Source organism: Roseobacter phycocola (genome assembly GCF_042055075.2).
Lineage (GTDB): Bacteria > Pseudomonadota > Alphaproteobacteria > Rhodobacterales > Rhodobacteraceae > Roseobacter.
On sequence record NZ_CP194010.1, the window covers coordinates 343,584 to 363,246 of the forward strand.

The window sequence follows — 19,663 nt, forward strand, 5'->3', positions numbered from 1 at the left end:
TACCGGTGCGCCGTCGGCGGTGCATTGCGTTTCCCGCGATATCTGACAAAGGTAGTCCGGAGACGGGGCGCTTCGGCGCACCCGGTGCCGCAGTTTTTTGCGGCTGAACAGAAGATGAAGACATGTCGCCGAAATTCTTTTCCGCTGCGCGCCGCGCGCCGCACCTGGGCAGCTATCCCATGGAGAAATGCGCGCGGGGAGAGCTGCCTGACCTGAGGTCTGTGCCGGCGATGTCTCCCCTGAGCTTTCACCGTCCGGATGATCCGCTGTCCATCGTCAATGCGATGTCTGATTATCAGGCGACCATGGACGCGCTGCGCGACGGCCTTGTGAACCGGACAAAAGCGACCATCCCGGAGGATCCGCGGGAGCGGGCTGAGCATCTGAAATCCTTTGGCTATTTCTGTGATGCCTCGATGGTCGGGATTGGCGCACTGCCCGAGGCAGCACTGCTGACCGAGCCCTGGCGGAACCCCGACATTGACCGCCTCGCGGCAGACCTGAGCACCCGCCAGACCAAGACCCTGGCGTCCGGCATTGACGTGATTCTGGCGGATCTGCGCGACAGCATGCTGGCGCCGGACACAACGGCCAATGATCACACAAATGTTCTGACCTTTCTGTGCGAATGGCAGCGCGATCCGGGCCCGCAGGAGCCGGGAACCGACTGGCTGCGGAACGCACAGGCGCACCGCGCGGCCATGCGCAGTGCGGAAGTTGCGGTTGTTCTGGCCAGTTACATCAGACTGCTGGGCTGGGATGCCAAGGCCCATACCGCAACCAGCACGGACATCGACCTCAACATCGCGACAGTCAGCGCAGGTCTTGCGATCCCGCAGGAGGGTGATCTGCACAACCCGTTTCTGGGCAACCGCTTCGGCGTGGCCTGTGTCACGACGACCATGCCTCTGGCCCATGACAGCCCGCTGGCAGCGGATGCTCTGCAGAACGCAGGGGGGCTGGCCTGGCAGCTTGGTGTCGGCACGGCGAAATCCGCGCACAACCGCGATCCGTTTGTGCGCCGTGACTACCGGCAGGGGCCGCACCCTTTTGAAACGCTCACCCGCGTAGAGACCCCGACCACGTACATCGATGAAGCGCGCGTCGCCCGGGTGCCAAAACGCACTGACATGTTTGCCCGTGCGCAGTTCGGCGACATGGGCAAGGCGGTGCAGGATGGTGCATCGGGCGGACACTATGCGCGCAAGGCGGCACCTTCTATGGCGCAGCGGCGGATGCTGGGCGCATTGACCCTGTTGCAGGACGGGGCGTCGGGTGACGGAAACCGGCCGACGGATGCGCAGCGAAACGGCGATAACATCCGGGCAGCCTGCTATTTCCTGGGGATTGATGCGGTCGGCCTGTCCCGGTGTCCCGAATGGGCCTGGTACAGCCATGATGCCACCGGGAAACCAATCGAGCCGTCGCATGATCAGGCCATCAGCATGATCGTGGATCAGGGCTTTGACACGATGGAGGGGGCAAGTGGGGATGACTGGATCAGCGTCGCGCAATCCATGCGGGCCTATCTCCGGTTTTCGCTGCTGGGTGGGGTGATCGCGCGCCATATCCGCAACCTCGGCTATAAGGCCAAAGCGCACACGGTGATGGACGGTGAGGTTCTGCAGCCGCCGCTGTTGCTCCTGTCCGGCCTGGGCGAAGTCAGCCGCATCGGCGAGGTTATCCTGAATCCGTTTCTCGGTCCGCGCCTGAAGTCCGGCGTGGTGACGACGGATATGCCTATTGATCATGATCGGCCGATTGATTTCGGGCTGCAGCGGTTCTGCGAAAGCTGCAACAAATGTGCCCGGGAATGCCCGTCGGGCGCGATCACCGCAGGCCCCAAGCTGATGTTCAACGGGTATGAGATCTGGAAATCTGACAGCCAGAAATGCGCGACCTACCGGATCACCACGGCGGGTGGCTCGATGTGTGGCAGGTGCATGAAAACCTGTCCGTGGAATCTCGAAGGGCTGTTTGCGGAAAAGCCGTTCCGCTGGGCAGCGATGAAGTTTCCGTCAGCAGCACCGGTTCTGGCGAAACTGGATGACAGGCTCGGACACGGTGGGTTGAATCCGGTCAAGAAGTGGTGGTGGGATATCGAACTGGCTGAAGACGGCGGGTATCATCCGGCGCGCAGCCCGGTAAATGCGCGCTCGCTGCAACCGGAACTGAAGCTGCGCTACGAAGATCAGACACTGGCCGTCTACCCGGCACCGCTTGCGCCGCCGCCCGCGCCATACCCTTTCCCGATGGACCGCGAGGCCGGTATCCGCGCGTATCAGGATATGATCCCGGCCGACGAATACCGAGAGCGCCGTGCGGCAGGTGAGACAGGGACGTGGGATCACCGGTATACCGCCAATCTGGAAAGCCCGGTCGTCGAAGTGACCCTGGCGGATGTGCAGGTCCTGTCTGACCGGGTGTCGCTTTACAGTTTTGAGGCCGCCGATGGCGCGGACCTGCCAGCGTGGACAGCGGGCGCACATCTGGACATCGTCGTCAGCCCGGACAAACTGCGCCAGTATTCGCTCTGTGGTGATCCGGCGGACCGGCGGCGGTACCGGATTGCTGTGCTGCGCGAGGATGAAGGCCGCGGCGGGTCCGTCCTGTTGCACCGTATTTTCCGGCCCGGGCGACGGGTGTTTGTGGCAAAACCGGCCAACCATTTTCCGCTCGATCCGGAGGCATCACACACCATCCTTATGGGAGGCGGTATCGGCGTGACCCCTATGATCGCCATGGCGTATGAACTGGCGGCACAGGGGCGCTCTTTTGAGCTGCATTATTCAGCATCCCGCGCGGCGGATGCGGCCTTTGCGGCGCAGCTTGCGGCGGTGCCCTGGGCGAAGGCTGTGTCGCAGCATATGTCTGATCAGGGTACGCGCGCGGACCTGCCTGCCATTTTCGCGGACCGGCCAGCCGGTACGCATGTCTACACCTGTGGTCCTGACAGCTACATGGCCGCGGTTACCGATGCCGCGCAGGCCGCCGGACTGCCCGAAGACGCCTGCCATCTTGAATACTTCGCCGTTCCGGAAACACCGGAGTATGAAAACCACGCCTTCCGGATTGAGCTGAACGACGGACGTGTTCTGGATGTTCCGCCTGAAATGTCCGCGGCCGAAGTGCTGATAGCATCGGGTGTTCCGGTGGATCTGAAATGCTCGGACGGTCTGTGCGGGGTCTGTCAGTGTGGCTTGCTGGACGGGGAAGCGGAGCATCGCGACTTTGTCCTGTCAAAGGCTCAGCGGGAGAAGAATATCATCCTCTGCCAGTCGCGCGCTGCACAGAAAGGCGGCACTCTGAAACTCGATCTCTGAATTATCCACAGAACCGGTGGAAGATGTGCTGCGGGCAGGGGTGTTTATCCACAGATTCCAAAGAATCGGTGACACCATTCGCAGCGTCCAGGTAACCTCAGAAAGGAGCGAATCTGAGGGGTGAATATGAGACACGCAGTCATTTCAGAGAAACCCTGCGCGGAGAGCATTCTCGCGATGGCCGGGAACGAAGTCGGTGCGTTCGTTGAACGTTGCATACGGGACCGCTCACTGAGCAGACTGGTATCCGACCTGAACAACGCTCTGATGTCCGGCACGCCAAATGAGCAGGAGAAAGCCCGCAAGGCGCTGCAGCATATGGGTTTTATCTGATCAGCCAGCGCCCAACGGCAGCCTGGAGATCTCCTGAAACCTGCCATCGGGGCGTTCACCGCACAGCGTGAGCGATGTGATCTCAAACGGCTCCGGGACAAGGCCCGCAAAATGATCCTGTGCGCGTGCCAGAACTTCACCACGCCCGTCACGATCAAGCGGCCCGGTCAGTGTCATGTGAAACCGGAATGCGTCCATGACATGAGGATAGCCCCAGGTGCGCAGGTTTTCCTCGTGCAACGTGGACATCCCCGGCCTCCTGCGCCGTTCCAGTTCAGCCTCTGTTGCAGGACGGCGCCAGGTATCCAGCTCCCGCACCATGTCAGCCGCCAGCGCAGCGAGCGGTTCGGCTGGCCCCGACGGCGTAAAGGCCAGAAAACGCCCCAGCGCAGTGATCCGCAGACCATCCAGAGTGACCGGCGCCTGAAGCGCGCACAACGCCCGTGCTTTTGCCTCCAGCGTTTCCGCGTGCATGCCGGGGGCCAGTGCGAAAGGTGGTTTGATGGTCCCGTGAAATCCGTATTTCCGGGGCCGGTCCGACGCCTCTCCGGCCACCGGCGCCATACCTTCGCCCGTCGCGATATCCCAGCCCAGCCAGTGCGCCCCGGCGCGGGCTAATGCGCCGGCCGGTGGTGTGTAATAGATCGCGTATCTGGTGAACGTCACGCGTCGCTCCTGTGTCCCGGTTCGCGTGGAACCTGCCACCAACAGCGGCCCGGGCCAACCGGAAACGCAGCGGCATCCCTTCAGATGCCGCAATCCGCCCCTTGCGCTCGGGTCGGCAAACAGGCCACATCGCTCAAACGCTCACAAACGGAGATGACGCAATGCGTGCCATGCAGGTGACAGAACTCGGACAGCCCCTCAGCATGCAGGACATCCCAGTCCCGGATGCTGCTGCAGGCCAGGTTGTGGTCAGAGTACACACCTGCGGGCTGAATTTCGGCGACCTGCTGATCATCAAGGGCACCTACCAGGAACGGCCACAGGTGCCCTTCACGCTGGGCATGGAGCTTTGCGGTACGGTTACAGAAGTGGGCGAGGGCGTCACGGATCTGCAAGTCGGGCAACGGGTTGCCGCCTATTGCGGGTTTGACGCGCTGGCCGATTATGCGGCCATCCCGGCCAGCGTCTGCGTCCCGGTTCCGGATCAGATGACGGACGAACATGCCGCAGCTTTTCTGATCGCCTACGGAACAAGCCACGTCGCACTGGATTACAAAGCGCACCTGAAAGCGGGCGAGCGTTTGCTCGTTCTGGGCGCATCCGGCGGTGTCGGACTGACGGCTGTGGAACTTGGCAAGCTGATGGGTGCCGAAGTTGTCGCTGTGGCGCGCGGCGCCGAAAAGCTGGAGGTCGCAAAGGCGGCCGGCGCGGATCACCTGATCAATTCGGACACGGACGATATCCGGGAGATCGTGAAAGGTCTCGGGGGCGCGGACGTGGTCTATGACCCCATCGGCGGGGACCAGTTCAAAGCGGCCCTGCGCGCCTGCCGGCCCGAAGCGCGACTGATCCCGCTGGGTTTCGCCAGTGGCGAGGTGCCGCAGATCCCGGCCAACCATCTGCTGGTCAAAAACCTGACCGTGATCGGCTTTTACTGGGGCGGGTACACCCGCGTGAACCCCAAAGTCCTGACCGACAGTTTCCGCGTTCTGACAGACTGGTACACACAGGGGAAAATCCACCCGCATGTCAGCAACGTACTGCCGCTGGAGCAGGCCAACGAGGCGCTGGACCTGCTGCGGACGCGCAAAGCAACCGGCAAAGTGGTTGTGCGCATCGACTGATCCCGCTTTGCGCGAAATAACCATAGCGGGTCTGCCAAATCCCATGTAGCGTGCCCGCGTTCTTCACCGCGTTCCGAGGTTGGTCATGTCCGAGAATATTCACCCCCAGGCCCCGCATCACCTGCCGCACTGGTTTGCCTCCGCGGATGGCGGGGATGGCCTTTTCACCATCATGGTGTTTTTCGTGCTGGGCATCATCCTGCTGCTTGGGGTGGCCTATTTCACGCTGCATGCACTGCCCGAACGCATGGCGCACAAAAGCAACAGCGCACAGCTGCAGCTCATTTCGATCCTGTGCATGCTGGCTCTCTTTACGCACAACAACCTCTTTTGGGTCGGGGCGCTTGTGCTGGCCGCCTTCCGGCCACCCGATCTGGCCGGTCCGCTGAATTCCATGGCGCAGTCGCTGCAGAACCTTGTGAACCGGGAGCGCTGAGATGCTGGAACTGATGATCTGTTCTCTGGTGACGATTCTGCCAGACTATCTGTTGCGCCGGCAGTTCCAGGGCAAACGCTGGGGCGATCAGATCAACTTCTTCACGGTCTGGTATGAACTGCGCTGGGGCATCACGCTTTGTGCGATGCTGACCATCAGCCTGATCACCATCGTCTTTTATTATCATCCGACCACCTCGAGCGTGGCGTCCTTTTTCCGGACGGTCACGATCCTGTCCGAGGCAGGGGGGCGGGTCGAGGAGATCTACGTTGAAAACAATCAGTCGGTTGAAGCAGGCGATCCGATTTTCCGCATGGATGCCAGCCGACAGGAGGCCGCACGCGATACAGCTCTGAGCCAGATTGAGGAAGTAAGTGCGGCGCTGACCCTGGCACAGTCGGACCGGGCGGTGGCAATTGCGACACTGGACCAGGCGCGTGCCTCCTACCGCCAGACATTTGAGGATCTGGAGCGCCGCCGCACGCTCCAGGAGCGGGGCTCTACCGCCGTTTCGGCGCAGGAAGTGCAGACCCTGGAGAACGAGCTTGCAGCGCGCCAGGGTGCCCTGGACGCAGCAGAGGCGGGCGTGGCGGCCGTTGATGCGACCATTACAGTGATGCTGCCGGCACAAAGAGCGGTGGCTGAAGCCGCGCTGGAGCAGGCCGAAGTCGAGATCGCGAAACTGACTGTCTATGCCGGCACATCCGGGCGGATTGAACAGTTCACCCTGCGCCGCGGCGACATCGTGAGCCCGGTGCTGCGCCCGGCCGGCATTCTGGTGCCTGAAGGTGCGGGTCAGGGACGTTTTCAGGCCGGTTTCCCGCAGATTTCGGCGCAGGTGATCAAACCCGGCGGCGTTGCCGAGATCATGTGTGTTTCAAAGCCATTCACCGTTATTCCGATGGTGATTACGGACGTGCAGGACGTGATTGCAGCAGGCCAGGTCCGCCCCTCGGACCGGCTGGGAGATGCGCAGTTCCAGGGCGCGCCGGGGACGATCACGGCCTTTATGGAGCCGATCTATGCCGGGCAGACCGATGACATCCCACCCGGCAGCCGCTGTGTGGCGACGGCCTACACCAACAACCATGACCGGCTGGATGATCCGGACCTTGGACTGGGCAGCTGGATCTTCATGCACGTCGTGGACACGGTCGGGGTCGTGCATGCTGCGGGCCTGCGGATCCAGTCGATCCTGCTGCCGCTGCAGACCCTGGTCTTTACCGGCCACTGATCCCGCGACCCACCGCGCGCTGGCCGGTTAACCTACCGCGCGCGCAACGGTGCGGGCGGTCCTGGGGCCCCGGATAGAGACTTTGACCTTTTTGCCAGCAAAACAGGGCAAATTCGATGTCGGTAAAACGTCGGTGTTGCGTCGGTATAACGCCGGTGCGTACGGCGGTGTTGCGCGGGTTCTGGTGCAGTAACAGAGCGTGCGCTGTCGAAAGGTTGATGGGAGGTTAAGGGCGGCCTTCCGGGACAAATCCGCCGCTTGTGTCAGCTGTGGGGCACAGGCGGAGGATCATCAGTGTGATGTCACCACCAAAGCGTGGCGGCTCTGTTTCATCCCCCCGCATCTGTCCTGTGAACGCCCTGAACACGCTGAACGCGCGGGCAGAGCGCCCTGCCGTCGCACGGCGCTTTGCAGGGGGTTTGCCCGCTGATGCTTCAGTCCGCAATCAGATCCAGGTTGCGGATCAGGGACGGATCGATCCCGTCATCCGAATTGACGATAGTTGCCGCTGCCATGGCCGCTTGAACAGCCGCCCTAGCGCGTTCCTCGGTAAGTTTTGCCGTGAGATCACTGCGCACGGCCTCAAAGGCGGGCGGCTCGTTTTCGCGTTTGTCATTGAGGATCAGAACATGCCAGCCAAACTGGGTTTCAACCGGAGGTGATACTTCGCCCACCTCAAGCGCCATCGCGGCCGCTTCGAAAGGTGGCACCATCTGGCCAAGCCCAAACCATCCCAGACTGCCGCCCCGTGGCCCGGACGGACCGGTGGAGAAGGTTCTGGCCAGCTCTGCAAAATCCGCACCCTCTGCCAGTTGCGCGACGAGCGAGGCGGCCTCCTCTTCGGTTGCGACGAGGATATGGGAGGCGTTGAATTCAGGCTGCGGGGCAGCGTTGCCGTAGGTCTTGTCATATTCCGCGCGCAGGTCTTCTTCGGTCAGTTCGGTCAGTTCGGTCGCATTTGTGACAGCGAAATTCGCTATCATTGTGGTCTCCTGCGCTTCGATCTGCAGTCGCTGCGCACGGTTAAGGTTGTCACCATGGCTCGCCACAAGGGCCTCCTGCCGGATTAACTGCGAAAGCAGCCCGTCGAAAAGCTGTTCATCCGGCAAATCCTTGAAGTTCTGCGGCAGGCTGTCGGCTATGGCAATAAGTTGGCCCAGCGTAATCTCTTTGTCATTAACCGTCGCGAGGACAGTATCGGCATCCTGCGCAACCGCAGGCGCGGCAAGAGAGGCAACAAGGGCGGTGGAAGCAATAAAATGTTTCATCTGTATCCTTCAGGGTTTGACCGCACGCATTGTGCGGATGATCTGCTCACGCTTTAAAACTGTGCCACTGTGCTTTTGGGGGCGCTGCGTTTTCGCCCTGAGACAGCAGTTTGTTCCCGGAAGAATGGAACGCACGTGGCGTTTTGTGAACCTTTGCATCCAGCAATAGCCGCGCTGCGTTGCGCGGACAAGCAGGCGCTTCTAAGGTTTCTCTGCCGGGAACACTGCGTACAGGCCCGTGAGGCTGCATAGGGCACGCCTGGCGCAGAGGCAGACTGAATGGGCTCAGAGGGTATGTTTGCGGGAGGCCAGACAGACCGCTTCGGTTATTTCCCAGGAACGGGTTCTGCAGAGCGGGGTGCCGCCGCCCGCCGGTCATTCCCAGTCTGATGCAGAAACCCCAAGTGTCTTGATGCGCGAATAGACCGTGGTTGGTGGCATATCGAGGATGGCTGCGGCGCCGGTTTGCCCGGACACTTTGCCCTTTGCGATCTTCAGCGCAGAAATCAGATTTGCGCGGATCAGGGCCTGCAGCTCAGCTTCGGTTCTGATGTTTTCCACGCTGGAGACATCGCCGGCGGCATTGCCGGTGAGCTGGATGTTCAGCTTGTTTCCTTTTGAGACGATCGCGGCGCGCTCGATCAGATTGCGCAGTTCCCGCACGTTTCCGGGCCATTCGTAGTGTTTGAGCTGCTGCATGGCGCGTTCGGTGATCTTTGGCACGGGCCGGTTCAGTTTTTTGCAGGCATCCCTCAGAAGATGCGCGGCGAGAGCGGGTATGTCTTCGGGTCGTTCGCGCAGGGGCAGGCATGAAATCGGGAAAACGCTGAGGTGCAGAAAGAGGTCCTCGCGCAGGGACTTCTGCGCGGACGCGTGCCCCGGCGACAGTGTCGTGGCGGCGATGACCCGTATGTCGAGCGGCTTTTCGCGGGTGTCCCCCAGCCGGGTGGCGACCCTGTTCTGCAGGGCGTGCAGCAGTTTGCCCTGTATGTTGACGGGCAGAGCTTCGACCTCTGCCAGAAAAAGCGTTCCGCCGTGGGCAAGTTCGAGCTTGCCGGGTTTGTCCTGTCTGGCCGCGTTCGGGCCACCCCGGACCTGACCGAAGAGTTCAGCCTCCACCGCCTCCGGCACAACAGAGCTGCAGTTGAAGTGGATGAGGGGGCGTTTGCGTCTTGGGCTGCCCTGGTGGATTTCCTTTGCCACGAGTGATTTGCCTGTCCCGGGTTCGCCCGAAATCATCACAGTTGCGTCCGTTTCGGCGACCAGATCAATCTGTGCCAGCACCTGGGCTGTCGCGGCAGATGACCCGATGATGTCGTGATGCGCGCGTTCGGAGTTGATTTCCTCCTGCAGGTAGGCGTTTTCCTCCTGGAGCCGGTCGCGCAGGTCCGCAACCTCCTGGAGCGCGCTTTTGAGTTTGCTCTCATCTTCCTTGCGCCGGGTGATGTCGCGGAAAATCACCACGGCCCCGGCGAGGATCTGGTGGTCATAGATCGGGGTCGAGATGTATTCGACGCGGATCGGTTTGCCGTCTTTGCGCCAGAAGACCTCGTCTTCGATCCGGTTGACCTGTTCAAACCGGAAGGATTTGTAGATCGGGCAGTCATGATGGCGGTACGGCTCGCCCGACAGGTGCGTGTGGTGCATGATGGAATGAATGTCCTTGCCCAGCAGATCTTCGGTCGTCCATCCGAGCATCTCCTGCGCGGCGCGGTTCACAAAGGTCGTCTTACCTTCGGCATTCAGCCCATAGATGCCTTCGCCCGCCGCATTCAGGATCAGCTGGTTGCGCCGTTCGAGGTCAGAAAAGAAGCTTTCCGCACGGCGCCATTCGTCAATGCCCGCACGCTGCAGTTCGGCTATCTCGACCACGTGCGCCCGGCGGTCCATCAGATCGAGGTCGGTGAGAATGATCACGATCTGCCCCGGGGCGTGAGAGATTTTGCGGGCTTTCAGCTCACAGCGCAGGGCGCCACTATGCAGCGACATGATCTCAATTTCGCGCGTCCAGGCTTCACCACGGGTGTCGATCTCGTCAACGAAGACCATAAATTCCGCAATCCGGGGGCCCAGAAGCTCTGCAAAAGCAGGCAGCTGTGCGTCCTGCAGCCCCAGCAATGCGCGCGCGTGATCGTTAATGTCGAGGATCGCATCTGACCGGGTGCACAGGACGAGTGCCGGCTCGGGCAGGTCGGCCACAATGGAATCGGATTGCAGTAAGTCATCAGCCATGCGCCCAGCATTTCAGTTTTCGTGACGACTGAATATCGAAATTTCGTAATTTACGAATTTTCGTGTTTTATGCCGTTGCGGAATTTCCGTTTAAATATTGTTTTTGTTAACCTTTTTCAAAGTGCCCGAATTTTGTGCGCCACCTTTTTTTGTCTGTTGAACCGCTTCATCATCATACCGAAGCAGCTGATCAGGCACCTTCCGGAAGCCTGAAAGCAGTGGAGGGAAGCCTGTCGTTTCGTGCGTCGGGCACACAGAGAAACCTGGAAAAGGGATTGGCGATGACGCACTTTAAAGATCCGTTTAACCCAAACATCGACGTTTGGAATGAATGTGGCGAAGCCTCGGAAGGACCTTCTGATCCTTACGTGGGATTGTCCGCTGAGGATGCAGAAATTCTCAGCCGCCGGGCAAAGCAGTCATTGAACCCGGAAGTGGGCATGACCCGTGCGCTGGAAAGCTCAGTCATGCAGGGGCTGTTCAAAACGGATATTTCCAGGCGCGCTTTCCTGCGCAGTGCCGGTGTGACCGGGGCGCTGGCGGCTGTGTCCACGCTCTTTCCGCTGTCGTCGCTGCAGCTGATGGCCGAAGAGGCGATCAAGAACCTGGAAAAGACCAAACTGACCCTTGGGTTTGTCCCGATCACCTGCGCCACGCCTATTATCGGGGGCCATGCGCTGGGCTTTTACGAACGCTACGGTCTGGACGTCGATATTGTCAAAACAGCCGGATGGGCGGTGTCCCGCGACAAGTGTCTGAACGGAGAGTACGACGGCTCGCACCTGCTGTTCCCGATGCCGATGGCGATGTCGCTGGGAATCGGATCGACGGCGCAGCCGTGGAAGGTGGTCTCGAACGTCAACACCAACGGTCAGGCGATTGTGCTTGCGAACAAGCACCGCGACAACCAGGACCCTGCGAACTGGAAGGGTTTCAAATTCGCGGTCCCGTTTGAATATTCGATGCACAATCTGCTGCTGCGCAACTATGTGGCGGATGCGGGTCTTGACCCTGACCGCGACATTCAGATCCGGGTTGTACCGCCGCCTGAGATGGTCGCGAACCTGCGGTCGGAGAATGTGGACGGCTACCTGGCGCCGGACCCCTTCTGCCAGCGCGCTGTCTACGATCAGGTTGGTTTCATCCACAAACTGACGCTGGACCTCTGGAAACAGCACCCATGCTGTGTATTCGGCCTGTCGGAAAAATTCATCTCCGAGAACCCGAATACAACCGTGGCGCTGACCACCTCGATCCTGGAGGCGACAGCTTCGGCGGAAACTGCGGACGGACGTGTTGCCTTTGCGGAATCGATGGCACCGGCAAACTACCTCAACCAGCCGGTGGAAATCCTGAAACAGATCCTGACGGGCGTGTTCCCGGATGGTCAGGGCAATATCAAGAACGTGCCGGACCGGATTTCGTTCATGCCGCTGCCGACACAGACGATGGGCGCCTGGGTGCTCTCGCAGCTGCGGCGCTGGAACTACATTGAAAGCGACGCAAACTACGCAACGCTGGCCGAGGAACTGGTGCTGACCACGACCACGCGCGAGACCATGCGCAAGATGATGAACGCGGATGCGAACCTGATCTTCTCTGACGCGGAGCAGGACGTGCACGCCCCGGTCGAGATCCAGGGCCAGACATTTGCGCCGGACGCCGCGCAGGACTTCATCGACAGCCAGCCCTTCAGCCGCACCGTCTGAGGCGCGCGGATACGGTACGGTGGGGCGGAGAGCCGCCCCACCCATTTTTCTGAATACTCTGGAGTTGCGGAATGCTCGCAAAATTCGACGCCCGAAGTTCGATCCTTTCCATTGCGATCCTGATCGTCGGGCTCGCGATCTGGCATTTCGCCACCCATGTGCCGGATACCGGCCCGGTTGGCGTTCAGCTGTCGCAGGACCAGCGGGATACGCTTCTGGCGGCCAGTATGAGTGCTGAAGACATCGACACCTATGCAGCCGAAGGGGTGCAGTTTCCCCAGCTTGAGCAGATTGCAAATCTAGGCCTGTCGCGGTCGATGATCGAATCTGCGGGTGGTATCCGGGCGCTCGGCATCAGTGTTCCGGAGGAAGGCTCAGCGCCCGCGCCAGGGTCACTCTTCCCGTCGCCCGCACTCATCGGCAAAGAGCTCTGGGCCACCGTAACCGACCCGTTTTATGTCAATGGCACCAATGACATGGGGTTCGGCATCCAGATGGGCTATTCGCTGATGCGGGTTGTCATTGGCTACACGCTGGCGGCGGCGGTTGCCATACCGCTGGGCTTTCTCATCGGCATGTCGCCGCTGTTTTACCGCGCCCTTGATCCGTATATCCAGGTGCTTAAACCCATCTCCCCGCTCGCCTGGATGCCCATCGCGCTTTTCACAATTGGCGACAGCGAGCTGTCATCACTCTTTGTGATTTTCATCTGTTCGCTCTGGCCGATGCTGACCAACACCGCCTTTGGCGTGGCCAATGTGCGCAGCGACTGGGTGAACGTGGCCCGCACTCATGAGCTGGGATCATTGCGCACAGCATTGACTGTGATCCTGCCGGCGGCGGCGCCCACAATCATCACGGGCATGCGAATTTCCATCGGTATCGCGTGGCTTGTGATCGTCGCGGCAGAGATGCTCGTTGGCGGCACCGGCATTGGCTACGTCGTCTGGAACGAATGGAACGGCCTGCGCCTCGACCGCATGATCGTGGCCATCCTGTTCATTGGCATTGTTGGCATGTTGCTCGATGCGGCCTTTGCCCGGCTGCAGCGCGCCGTGTCCTACGCAGAATAAAAGAAGGAGAGCAGCAATGGCCAAACCGTTTCTGTCCATCGAACGTATGACGCAGCAGTTCCCCGACGGGGCGGGGGGAACGCTCACCGTCTTTGAGAACAGCACGTTCGGCGTGGAAAAGGGAGAGTTCGTCTGCATCCTTGGCCATTCCGGCTGTGGGAAGTCCACCATCATGAACATCCTCGCGGGGCTGGCGGAGCCGACCTCGGGCGTTGTGAAAATGGACGGCATGCATGTGTCCGGCCCGTCGCTGGACCGTGGTGTGGTGTTTCAGAACTATTCGCTGCTGCCCTGGCTTTCGGCGCTGAAGAACGTCACCTTTGGCGTTGCGGCGCGGTACAGGGACTGGTCGAAGGCGCAGGTTGAGGATCACGCGCGGCAATATCTGGCGATGGTCGGGCTGGAGGGAGACGTGGTACACCGCAAACCCAGCCAGCTGTCGGGGGGCATGCGCCAGCGGGTCTCCATCGCGCGGGCCTTTGCCAATCAGCCAAAACTGCTGCTGCTGGATGAACCCTTTGGTGCGCTTGATGCGCTGACCCGCGGGACCATTCAGGATGAGCTGATCAAGGTCTGGAGCCAGACGGAACAGACCGTCTTTATGATCACGCATGACATCGATGAGGCGATCCTGCTGGCCGACCGCATTCTGCTGATGACCAACGGGCCGTTTGCGCGTGTGGCGGAATCGGTGGAGATCACCATCCCGCGCCCGCGCAACAGAACGGAAATAGTCGAACACCCGAACTATTACGCGATCCGCAACCACCTTGTGCAGTTCCTGGGTCACCGCTCTGTGGCGCTGGCCGGGCAGCAGTCGGATGCCGTGGATCAGTCCCCGGAAACAATTGTGATCGACAAAACCGTGGCGGAAGCAGAGCCAGAGCCCGAACCGGCCCCGCCGCTGCGCGCCGTGGCGAATGAGTGAGGCTCCGGGCATGACCGACCAACCCGCCCTTCGCGCGCCCGTTCCGCCGTTCACCTTTGAGGATGCGGTGACAAAGGTGCGCATGGCCGAAGACGCCTGGAACACCCGCGATCCGGATAAGGTGGCGATGGCCTATACGCCTGACACGATCTGGCGCAACCGGTCCGAATTCCTGAAGGGCCGTGACGCCGTGCGCGCCTTTCTGCAGCGCAAATGGGCCAGTGAGACCGGCTACCGCCTGATCAAGGAAATCTGGGCGCATGCGGGCAACAGGATTGCGGTGCGGTTTTGCTACGAATGGCATGACGCCAGCGGGCAGTGGTTCCGCGCCTATGGCAATGAGAACTGGGAGTTCAGTGAGACGGGCCACATGGCGGTGCGCCATGCCTCGATCAACGATGTGCCCATTGAAGAGCCAGACCGGCTTTTCCGCTGGCCCCAGGGCAGACGACCGGATGATCACCCCGGGCTCACAGAGCTCGGTCTCTGAACGCTTTAACTCACGAGGAGGACGACCCATGAAAGATACATTTGAGGTGCCATCAATGATGACCAAGGAAGACGTGACAATGATGATCCTGTCCGCCAAGAAAACGGCGGGGCTGACCTGGGAGGAGATTGCAGAGAAGATCGACATGTCGCCGGTTTTCACCCATTCCGCGTCTATGGGCATGAACGCCTTTCCCAAAGACAAAGCAGAGCTTCTGGTGAGTGTGCTGGGCCTGCCGCAGGAAGCCGCACTGGTGCTGAATGAACCGCCGACGAAGGTGTGGGAGCAGTCGGTGCCGACCGATCCCTGCATTTACCGGTTCTATGAAATTGTGGGGGTTTATGGCCCGACGCTGAAAGCGCTGATCGAAGAGAAATTCGGGACCGGCATCATGTCTGCGATCGATTTCGATATGTCCGTGACGAAGGTACCTCATGAAAAAGGCGACCGCGTAAAGCTGGAGATGTCGGGGAAATTCCTGGGCTATAACGCCTGGTAAGCCGGGGGGTGGCCTTTGGCAATGATCTGCAGCCCGCATAGTGGAAAACGCGGGGTCGCAACAGTCGCCGGCCACTGTCGCCGTAACCTGTGGTGTCCGGGACAAGGCTCGCAGCGTCGCTGGTTTGCGCTGCAGGCACCATTCTGCTACCCCGAAAGCACTTTAACGGTAGCGCCGGGGTTGCCGCTGACGGACACACGCGCCAACGCGGCGTGCCGGCTTGACCTGTCTGATGCGGAGGAAACACTTGTTACTCAGTCCGAGCCCTATGGTTGACCCGGTCAACGGTTTTGTCCTGTTTACGAATGCGAAATGCGGCGGCACCACACTGAAACACTGGTTTCTGAGCTCCCACAGTTTTCACCGGATGATCCGTTCTCCGGTGTCTGTTGCCCGGTATTTCGGCCTCCGGGCCCTGTCCAAGGAATTTGCGAAGGTCGGGCTTTTTTCGCACAGGTATCTGAAAGACCCGACCGACACTCATGCGCGCAGGCTGATCTCGAACTATCGCGGTCTGGTCACATCACTGGACGAGCCGCCCGCGACGCCGCAGATGCCGGTTTTCATGGTCGTGCGCGATCCCTACAGCCGGGCCGTCAGCGCCTGGATCGATAAATTCTGCGGTGCGGACCGGCACAAAAGCTGGGTGCGCCAGGTCGTCGGTGCCTTTGGTGTCGAGAGCCCCACTTTCATGGATTTTTTGCGCTATGTTGAGACCACGCCGCATGGAGAGATGAATGCGCACTGGCGCCGGCAATCCCTGATTATCGACGCGGTTCCGGAGGTGTGTTTTCTAAGACTTGAGTCCCTGCAGCACGATATGGAGCAGCATGCGGATGTCTGGGGCGATCGCGACGGAAGTATTCTGTCGGTCCGGACGCAGAACAATGCGTACCGGGAGGTTCCGGGTGATCCCGATGCCTCCAGGATGACAGCGGAAAGCCTTGTGCGGTTCCGCGAGGCGCAAGGGGCCTTCCCCGCAAAGAACAGTTTTCTGACGCCGGAATCGCGGGCGCTGATCCGGTCTGCCTGGCGGAAGGACTTCGAGCGGTTCGGATATCCTGTTTCGGACTGATCCGGCGACCTTTGTGCAGCCCTCGGGTACGGGCGGGTCGCGGCCGATTTGCCCTGGCAAGATAAGACATGAAAAAGCCCCGGCGCAGTGACCGGGGCTTTGAAGTTTTGTGGCTTGATAAGCGGATCAGTTCGGGATGTCGCCTGTGATGCCTTCAACGTAGAAGTTCATGCCAGCAAGCGTGCCGTCGTCAGCTGTCTCACCCTCTGCCAGGAACGGGGAGCCGTCCTGTTTGTTCAGCGGGCCGGTGAAAGCGTGATAGGAGCCGTCTGCGAGAGCTGCCTTGAGCGCCAGAGCTTCTTCTTTGACGTCGGCGGGCACCGCGTCAGAGATTTCACCGATGCCGACCATGCCAGCGCCGATGCCGTCCCATGTGTCCATGCTTTCCCAGGTGCCATCCATCACAGCAGCCGTGCGCGCGATGTAGTAGGGCGCCCAGTCGTCAATGATCGAGGAGACGCGCGGGAAGGGTGCGTACTGGCCCATGTCGGAGGCCTGACCAAAGGTGATCACGTTACCGGCTTCCTGTGCGGCGGCCTGCGGAGCAGTGGAATCGGTGTGTTGCAGCACAACATCCGCGCCCTGTTCGATCAGCGCCTTGGCAGCATCCGCTTCTTTGGCCGGGTCAAACCAGGTGTAGACCCAGATGATTTTGAATTCGACGTCAGGGTTTACCTTTGCTGCGTGGATGTAAGCGGAGTTGATGCCACGGATCACTTCGGGGATCGGGAAGGACGCGATGTAGCCGATTGTGTTGGTCTTGGTCATCTTGCCCGCGATGTGGCCCTGGATGGCGCGGCCTTCATAGAAACGTGCCGAGTAGGTCGAGACGTTGTCCGCGCGCTTGTAGCCGGTCGCGTGCTCGAATTTCACATCCGGGAACTTCTTGGCCACGTTGATGGTCGCGTCCATGTAGCCGAAGGATGTGGTAAAGATCAGGTCCGCACCGTCGAGCGCCATCTGGGTCATCACGCGTTCTGCGTCCGGGCCTTCGGCCACGTTTTCCACATAAACGGTTTCGACTTTGTCGCCGTGTGCTTCTTCGACCGCGAGGCGGCCCTTGTCGTGCTCATAGGTCCAGCCGCCGTCGCCGATCGGGCCGACATAGACAAAGCCGACCTTGGTTTTTTCGTGACCGTCGGCAAAGGCCGCGGCACCGAGGCCAAGTGCGACAGCAGCACTGGCCAGAAGTGTGGTGAGTTTCATTTTCAGGTCTTCCCCATGTTAAACCGCCCCGTTTTCCGGGGCGTTGATTGGCCTCTATCCGGAGGCGTGGAATGGCCGGCCCAGTGAGCCGGGTGCCGCGCTTTTATCCCGCGAGAGAATGACAAGCACGACAATGGTGATCAGATAGGGCGACATTGCCAGATATTCGACAGGAATGGCAACGCCCGCACCCTGCAGATTAAGCTGCAGCTGCGTGATTCCGCCAAAAAGATAGGCGCCCAGCAGGACCCGCCAGGGCTTCCAGCTGGCAAATACCACCAGGGCGAGAGCGATCCAGCCGACGCCTGCTGTCATGCCTTCGGTCCATTGCGGCACGCGGATCAGGCTGATGTAGGCACCGCCCATACCCGCCAGCGCACCGCCGAACATGATCGCCAGCGTCCGGATCCGCACGACCTTGTACCCCAGCGCATGGGCCGCGTCGTGGTTTTCGCCAACAGCGCGCAGCACCAGGCCTGCCCGCGTAAACCGCAGGACGGCCCAGACACCGGCCACCAGCAGCAGCCCGACATAGAGGATCGGGTCATGCGAAAAGAGGATGGGCCCCAGAACCGGAATATCCGCCAGAGGGCCGAAATTCACATCCCCCATACGCGGTGGTTTAATGCCCACATAGCCCTGGCCCAGCAGCGATGACAGCCCGAGGCCAAAGAGCGTGAGAGCCAGCCCGGAGGCAACCTGATTGGCGAGCGTCACTTGGGTGAGCAGCACAAAGAGCAGGCTGAGCAGCGCACCGCCTGCGGCTGCGGCGACAAAACCGGTCGCCGGCGAGCCCGTTTCCACCGCGATAGCAAAACCGCAGATCGCACCGGTGATCATCATACCCTCGACCCCGAGGTTCAGCACGCCGGCTTTCTCAACGATCAGCTCTCCGGCGGCGGCGAGCAGAATAGGCGTGGCCGCAGACATCAGCGCGGCGATCAGGAGGATCGGGTTGATTGACGACAGGTCCATTATGCGGCCTCCGTCCGGCCGATGCGCAGCCGGTAGTTGGTAAAGAGATCAAAGGCCAGCAGAAAGAACAGCAGCATCCCCTGGAACACCTGAATGGCGGCGGCCGGCAGGCCCAGCTGGCTCTGCGCGATATCGCCCCCGATATAGGTCAGCGCCATCAACAGCCCGGCGAGCACAATGCCAATGGGATGCAGCCGGCCCAGAAAGGCCACGATGATCGCGGTAAACCCATACCCTGTGTTGAAATCGATGGTCACCTGGCCCGAGGGGCCCGCGACCTCAAAAAGCCCCGCAAGGCCCGCCAGCATGCCCGATGTGCCCAGACAGAACAGCACCAGCCGCCCCGGATTGACGCCCGAGAATTTCGCCGCCCGCGGTGCCTCGCCCGTCACGCGCACGGCAAATCCAAGCCGGTGGCGGGTCAGCAGCACATAGGCAAAGATCACAGCAATCATGGCCGCCACCACGCCCCAGTGCATGCCCGACCCCGCGATGAGTTCGGCATTATGCGCCGATGGATACTGCTGCAGATTGCGGCTGCCCGGAAAACCGAACCCTTCGGGATTTTTAAGCAATCCCAGAGACATAGACGCCAGAAATTGCTCGGCTACATACACGAGCATCAGCGACACGAGGATCTCGTTGGTGCCGAACCGCACACGCAGCACCGCCGGGATCATGGCCCAGACCCAGCCGCCGAATGCCCCCGCCAGAACCATGCCCGGAAAGATCAGCGCGCTCTCTGCGGGATAAAACGCGAGGCCAAACCCGGCCCCGAAAAGCGCGCCCATAATGTACTGCCCCTCGGCCCCGATGTTCCAGATGCCCGCGCGGAACCCCAGACTGAGCCCGATGGCGATCAGCACCAGCGGCGCCCCCTTGATGAGCAGTTGCGGGCGGTAAAAGAACGAAAACTCGCCAAAAAGCGGCTCCCAGAAAATCGTCAGGATCGACTGAACCGGGTCCTTGCCCAGCGTCGCAAACAGCAGTCCGCCAAAGAAAAAAGTGGCCAGAACCGCCAGCAGCGGCGTCAGATACCCGAAAACAGCAGAGGGCTGCGCCCGTTTCTCAAGCCGGATCATGACAGTCCCC

Annotated in this window: 17 protein-coding genes; 11 read left to right on the plus strand and 6 right to left on the minus strand. The window is 60.8% G+C overall.

Annotated elements, in window-relative coordinates; genetic code table 11:
• The first annotated feature begins 122 nt into the window (after positions 1-122).
• Together AB4K19_RS01845 and AB4K19_RS01850 are read left to right on the plus strand one after the other, a co-directional pair.
• Entirely contained in the window at positions 123-3,323 is a 3,201-nt protein-coding gene (locus AB4K19_RS01845) for a 4Fe-4S double cluster binding domain-containing protein (protein WP_436398852.1), read from the plus strand.
• Between the two features lie 126 nt (positions 3,324-3,449).
• The gene (locus AB4K19_RS01850; protein WP_375230273.1) at positions 3,450-3,656 is read left to right on the plus strand and encodes a hypothetical protein; all 207 of its coding nucleotides are present in this window, start codon (positions 3,450-3,452) and stop codon (positions 3,654-3,656) included.
• Here AB4K19_RS01850 and AB4K19_RS01855 read toward each other — a convergent pair whose 3' ends face one another.
• The gene (locus tag AB4K19_RS01855; protein WP_375230274.1) at positions 3,657-4,322 is read right to left on the minus strand and encodes a DUF1045 domain-containing protein; all 666 of its coding nucleotides are present in this window, start codon (positions 4,320-4,322) and stop codon (positions 3,657-3,659) included. It abuts the gene before it with no gap.
• Positions 4,323-4,483: 161 nt separating this feature from the next.
• Here AB4K19_RS01855 and AB4K19_RS01860 point away from each other — a divergent pair, with 161 nt between their 5' ends.
• The 3 genes from AB4K19_RS01860 to AB4K19_RS01870 all read left to right on the plus strand — a co-directional run bounded on the left by AB4K19_RS01860 (position 4,484) and on the right by AB4K19_RS01870 (position 7,116).
• Positions 4,484-5,446 (plus strand): NADPH:quinone oxidoreductase family protein, encoded by a 963-nt coding sequence (locus AB4K19_RS01860; protein WP_375230275.1) that lies wholly within the window; start codon positions 4,484-4,486, stop codon positions 5,444-5,446.
• 85 nt (positions 5,447-5,531) lie between these two features.
• Positions 5,532-5,882: a hypothetical protein gene (locus AB4K19_RS01865; protein ID WP_375230276.1), complete on the plus strand. Its 351-nt coding sequence runs from the start codon at positions 5,532-5,534 to the stop codon at positions 5,880-5,882.
• 1 nt (position 5,883) lies between these two features.
• A complete protein-coding gene (locus tag AB4K19_RS01870) occupies positions 5,884-7,116 on the plus strand; it encodes an HlyD family secretion protein (RefSeq protein WP_436398856.1) in 1,233 nt (410 codons plus the stop codon).
• 434 nt (positions 7,117-7,550) lie between these two features.
• On the opposite strand, the gene AB4K19_RS01875 is transcribed toward AB4K19_RS01870, so the two are convergent.
• Together AB4K19_RS01875 and AB4K19_RS01880 are read right to left on the minus strand one after the other, a co-directional pair.
• Positions 7,551-8,384: a peptidylprolyl isomerase gene (locus tag AB4K19_RS01875; protein ID WP_375230277.1), complete on the minus strand. Its 834-nt coding sequence runs from the start codon at positions 8,382-8,384 to the stop codon at positions 7,551-7,553.
• A gap of 375 nt (positions 8,385-8,759) precedes the next feature.
• The gene (locus AB4K19_RS01880) at positions 8,760-10,616 is read right to left on the minus strand and encodes a sigma 54-interacting transcriptional regulator (protein WP_375230278.1); all 1,857 of its coding nucleotides are present in this window, start codon (positions 10,614-10,616) and stop codon (positions 8,760-8,762) included.
• A 281-nt stretch (positions 10,617-10,897) separates the two neighbouring features.
• Between AB4K19_RS01880 and AB4K19_RS01885 the strand changes: the two genes are divergently transcribed.
• The 6 genes from AB4K19_RS01885 (at position 10,898) to AB4K19_RS01910 (ending at position 16,390) form a co-directional block, all read left to right on the plus strand.
• Positions 10,898-12,325, plus strand: a complete 1,428-nt coding sequence (locus AB4K19_RS01885; RefSeq protein ID WP_436398858.1) for a CmpA/NrtA family ABC transporter substrate-binding protein — start codon at positions 10,898-10,900, stop codon at positions 12,323-12,325.
• 71 nt (positions 12,326-12,396) lie between these two features.
• Positions 12,397-13,398, plus strand: a complete 1,002-nt coding sequence (ntrB, locus tag AB4K19_RS01890) for a nitrate ABC transporter permease (protein ID WP_375230280.1) — start codon at positions 12,397-12,399, stop codon at positions 13,396-13,398.
• A gap of 16 nt (positions 13,399-13,414) precedes the next feature.
• Positions 13,415-14,326 (plus strand): ABC transporter ATP-binding protein, encoded by a 912-nt coding sequence (locus AB4K19_RS01895; protein WP_375230281.1) that lies wholly within the window; start codon positions 13,415-13,417, stop codon positions 14,324-14,326.
• Between the two features lie 10 nt (positions 14,327-14,336).
• Positions 14,337-14,816 carry a DUF1348 family protein gene (locus AB4K19_RS01900; RefSeq protein ID WP_436398861.1) on the plus strand — a complete coding sequence of 160 codons (480 nt, stop codon included), beginning with the start codon at positions 14,337-14,339 and terminating at the stop codon, positions 14,814-14,816.
• A gap of 28 nt (positions 14,817-14,844) precedes the next feature.
• Positions 14,845-15,315 (plus strand): cyanase, encoded by a 471-nt coding sequence (gene cynS / locus AB4K19_RS01905; protein ID WP_375230283.1) that lies wholly within the window; start codon positions 14,845-14,847, stop codon positions 15,313-15,315.
• 247 nt (positions 15,316-15,562) lie between these two features.
• Positions 15,563-16,390, plus strand: coding sequence for a sulfotransferase family 2 domain-containing protein (locus AB4K19_RS01910; RefSeq protein WP_375230284.1), 828 nt, complete (start codon positions 15,563-15,565; stop codon positions 16,388-16,390).
• A gap of 126 nt (positions 16,391-16,516) precedes the next feature.
• Here AB4K19_RS01910 and AB4K19_RS01915 read toward each other — a convergent pair whose 3' ends face one another.
• The 3 genes from AB4K19_RS01915 to AB4K19_RS01925 are packed head-to-tail and all read right to left on the minus strand — an operon-like array spanning position 16,517 to position 19,653.
• Entirely contained in the window at positions 16,517-17,596 is a 1,080-nt protein-coding gene (locus AB4K19_RS01915) for a BMP family ABC transporter substrate-binding protein (protein WP_375230285.1), read from the minus strand.
• Between the two features lie 54 nt (positions 17,597-17,650).
• Positions 17,651-18,571 (minus strand): ABC transporter permease, encoded by a 921-nt coding sequence (locus AB4K19_RS01920; protein WP_375230286.1) that lies wholly within the window; start codon positions 18,569-18,571, stop codon positions 17,651-17,653.
• The gene (locus AB4K19_RS01925; protein WP_375230287.1) at positions 18,571-19,653 is read right to left on the minus strand and encodes an ABC transporter permease; all 1,083 of its coding nucleotides are present in this window, start codon (positions 19,651-19,653) and stop codon (positions 18,571-18,573) included. The genes AB4K19_RS01920 and AB4K19_RS01925 overlap by 1 nt, the downstream gene beginning before the upstream one ends.
• Positions 19,654-19,663 lie beyond the last annotated feature (10 nt).